Consider the following 3,946-nt stretch of genomic DNA (forward strand, 5'->3'; position numbering starts at 1 on the left):
ATGATGGCAGAGAGGTCACACCCGTTCCCATACCGAACACGGAAGTTAAGCTCTCTAGCGCCGATGGTAGTTGGGACCTTGTCCCTGTGAGAGTAGGACGTCGCCAAGCGACTTTAAGACGAGTCAGAATGACTCGTCTTTTTTGTGTTTAATGAAATAAGCGTGTAATTAATATCGGCTCTATGAGTACGTTTATCTAGTAAGAAATAGCTTTGTTTTAGCATACCTTCAGAAAAATAAGGCTGAGTTTTTTAGGCTCTTTAATTTTGAGCTTTAAAGTCTATTTGTTAACAAGAATATATACGAGGTATTGCCCTCTGTAGCCTACTCACACCCTCTTTTATTTCTTCAGTTGTTAAATGTCCATACCCTATAATAATTCGATTGTGATGTTTTCCTTTTTCAATGGCGTGGTCTTCCACAGGATATACCTTCACTCCGAGTTGTTGGGTTTTCTCAAGTAATTCTTGTGTGAATTGAACTTGATTGAATTCAACAATCAGGTGTAATCCTGTAGAATAACCAAAAATATTGATTTTATTTGAGAATGCTGATTTTAATTGCTGGATAAGGAAGTCTCTTCGATTTTTATAGATTTTTTTCATCTTCATAATATGCCGTTCCAAATAACCTTCGGCAATAAATTTAGCAAGGACAAGCTGATTTAAAGAAGGTGTATGTAGATCGGAAAACCATTTTACCCTGCGACATTTTTCAATAAGGTGTGAGGGAAGAACTAAGTATCCCATCCTAAGGGCCGGTGATAAAATTTTACTAAATGAACCTATATATATAACACGTTCGGGATCCAATCCCTGTAATGAACTTACAGGTGAACCTTCATATCGAAACTCACTGTCATAATCATCTTCAATAAGATAACAATTTGTTTTTCTTGAGTAGTTAATCAATTGAACCCGTCGTTGAATCGGTAACGTTCCACCTAAAGGAAACTGATGAGAAGGAGTAATGAAGATGAATTTTGGATTTTTATTTGCAGGCAGCAAAGATGTATCCATTCCATTATCATCAACCGGTATAGGAGAAAGTAAGGCTCCTGAATTTTTAAAAATTGTTTGAATATCATTGGTGATGGGATCTTCTATTAGTACTTCGTCACCTGGTGATAAAAGTAACTTAGAAACAAGTGTTAAAGCTTGAGTTGCACCGGAAGTAATCACCAATTGTTCTGGATGACAAAAAACTCCTCTTGTTTTTAGTAAATACCGTGATAAAACCTTTCTTAATTCGGGGCGCCCTTCGGGAATATCGTATCCAAATGTAGAAGGAGGTGTTTCATTCCATATAGTGTGGGATAACTTTGCCCATCCCTTACGTGGAAATAAGTCTAATGCTGGTATCCCTGAACGGAAATTAATGATATTACTGTCTTTGTTTCTTTCTTCGCACCAAGATAAAGAATCAATTAGAGTTGATTTTTTACGTTGTTCTAAATATGTCCCTTCTGCAATGAATGTCCCGGCTCCTTGCTGAGTGACCAAAAAACCTTCGGAAAATAATTGATCATAAGCTTCTAAAATTACGTTCCTAGACAACCCTAACTCAGAAGATAATTCCCGTGTTGATGGTAGTTTTTCTCCGGATTGCAGCTCTCCGTTTAATATTCGTTCACGTATTTGGTGATAAACCTGTCGAATTAAACTTATATCTAACGATCGATCAATAGGTATCCAAAGCATATAAATGCTCCCTTCAGCAAAATTGGTACCATAAAAGTTTGGGTGAAATGGTACTAATACAAACCATTTTAGCATGCTATAGTTGGATCAAATAGTTCTAAAGGGGATGAAAATGTGATGACTAAACCAGAATTCCAAGTAGCTCAGGCATTTAAATCGATTGCACGAAATGAACATATAAAATCCTATGTACAACAATCTACTGAACTCTATGCGTTATTATTACAAGCTGCGAAACGCTTTGTCACCGGAGAAACGAGACATGAGGGGATTGGGACGGCAAAGGAACTAATTACAAAAGGTTATCATACTTCACTAGAATACATAGGGGAAAATACTCTAGATATAGAGGAATGTTATAAAGCTAAAAATGAGTTTTTGAATCTTATTGGGGACATGGGTGCTCTATCTATGAAACAAACAGTATCACTCGATTTATCGCATATTGGGTTATCTATAGATCCAGAAATATCTTATATTCATTTAATGGAGTTGGCAGAGAAGGCGAAAGTACATGGAACTACCCTTATGATAAGTATGGAAGAATCATCTAAAGCAGCGGACATTCTTTCCATTTATAAAAAGGTAACTGAGCAATATCATAATGTAGGGATAACAATACAGGCACATTTATATCGCTCAAACAATGATATTCAAGAACTCCTTCATTATCCAGGGAAAATAAGAGTTGTAAAAGGTGCCTATCAAGAAGTTCCGGATATTGCTATGCCTAGGTCAACTGATTTAAATCAACAGTATCTTCAAATTGTAGAACAACTAGTTGAACACAATCATCCTGTATCTATAGCTACACATGATGAAATTCTTATTACAGAGATGGAGCAACGTCAATATTTTAGTCAAACTAATGTAGAAATAGAAATGCTATATGGAATTCGTCCGGATATGTTAAGAGATTTGAAAAACAAAGGACATAACGCTAGAGTATATTTGACTTATGGGAAAGAGTGGTACTTGTATCTATGTCACCGGATAGCTGAACATCCAGAAAATTTATATCGTGCAGTGACAGATATGATACATTCACCTTCAGCAGAGCGGAGTAGGGAATATTGAATAGACATTTAATACTAAATGTAAAAATGATTTTGGCTGTGGCCTAAAAATAAGAGCCGGATTTTTCTTAGAGTAGAAATTCCGGCTCATTTTATATTGAAATTTTTTTAGTATATATTTGTGTTAAAGGCGGACAGCACCCCTGTAGGTATTGAGAGGATTAAGATTTATAATTGTGCAGCCGTCGTATACCTTGTTGTAGAATTGTTTTTGTATGGTTGTGTATTCTTAGGGGGGAGATAAAAACAACGGAAATTATGATTCTATATGTATTTCAAAAGGGGGATATATACTAGAAATGAAACTAAATGCTTTGTTAGTGAAATGATTCGCTCTTTTAGCAGTAAAACGTAAATATAGGTATGGGATTAATGTCTATTAATGTTATATAAAAAGTGAAGTAATGAAAGGAACAAGCATTCTGTATATGTGTGTTCGGTACACTTGATAAATTGAGGTACGTATTTTTAATCCAGTATATGTGTTTAAATAGGAAATACTATTAATCAATTCGAACCTTGAGCATATCTTAAATGTTTATTAAGAGAATATAGCTGTATGGAAATAGATGATACTAAAGATGAAAGAGATATAAGGCTGATATTTCAGTGAAACAGGGATAGTTAATAAATATATTAGTGTGGTTCTATATATTTACGAGTAAACAGATAAGCAACCATTACTTCATATAAGGAGAACTTGGGAAGAGTAGTATATGAGTTTATTATGGATTTCTGTATCGTTGTCTGTTATAAGAATACGTATATCTTCAATCGTTTCTAATAGAGGGCGTGATAAACAAAGAGGTATTAATATTTATTAAAATAAGATTGTTAGTTTCGCTGGGGAAAAACTTCTGTACAAATTAAGTCTAAGGTTTAAAGTAACTTTAATATATTTGGGGAAAATATATTAAAGAGAAGTAGGCGGTAGCTCTTTAGTAATGAATCCTCAGAGAGACGTATCTAGCTAAAAAAGCATAAAAATATTAAATTGAATTTCTTTATAAAAAGGTGTTGACGATTATACTTTAGAGGTGTAATATAGAACAAGTCGCCGATGACATTAACGTCGCAAGCGACAAACGAAATGAAAAACTTAGTTGACATTAACTAATGAAGATGTTAACATAAGGAAGTCGCAAATGAGCGACCAAGTAGTTCTTTGAA

The 3,946-nt window shown here is 34.5% G+C and carries 2 protein-coding genes and 1 rRNA gene; 2 read left to right on the forward strand and 1 reads right to left on the reverse strand.

The window, feature by feature from the left end; translation table 11 throughout:
* Positions 1–109 (forward strand): 5S ribosomal RNA (gene rrf, locus CQ064_RS32830); the annotation flags it as partial.
* Between the two features lie 178 nt (positions 110–287).
* Here the strand turns inward: rrf and pdxR are convergent.
* Entirely contained in the window at positions 288–1,700 is a 1,413-nt protein-coding gene (gene pdxR, locus CQ064_RS32835; protein ID WP_000964403.1) for a MocR-like pyridoxine biosynthesis transcription factor PdxR, read from the reverse strand.
* Between the two features lie 117 nt (positions 1,701–1,817).
* Between pdxR and CQ064_RS32840 the strand changes: the two genes are divergently transcribed.
* Positions 1,818–2,777 (forward strand): proline dehydrogenase family protein, encoded by a 960-nt coding sequence (locus tag CQ064_RS32840; protein ID WP_000165405.1) that lies wholly within the window; start codon positions 1,818–1,820, stop codon positions 2,775–2,777.
* Positions 2,778–3,946 lie beyond the last annotated feature (1,169 nt).

Source organism: Bacillus sp. MYb78 (genome assembly GCF_002975115.1).
In the GTDB taxonomy this organism is placed as follows: Bacteria; Bacillota; Bacilli; order Bacillales; family Bacillaceae_G; genus Bacillus_A; species Bacillus_A cereus.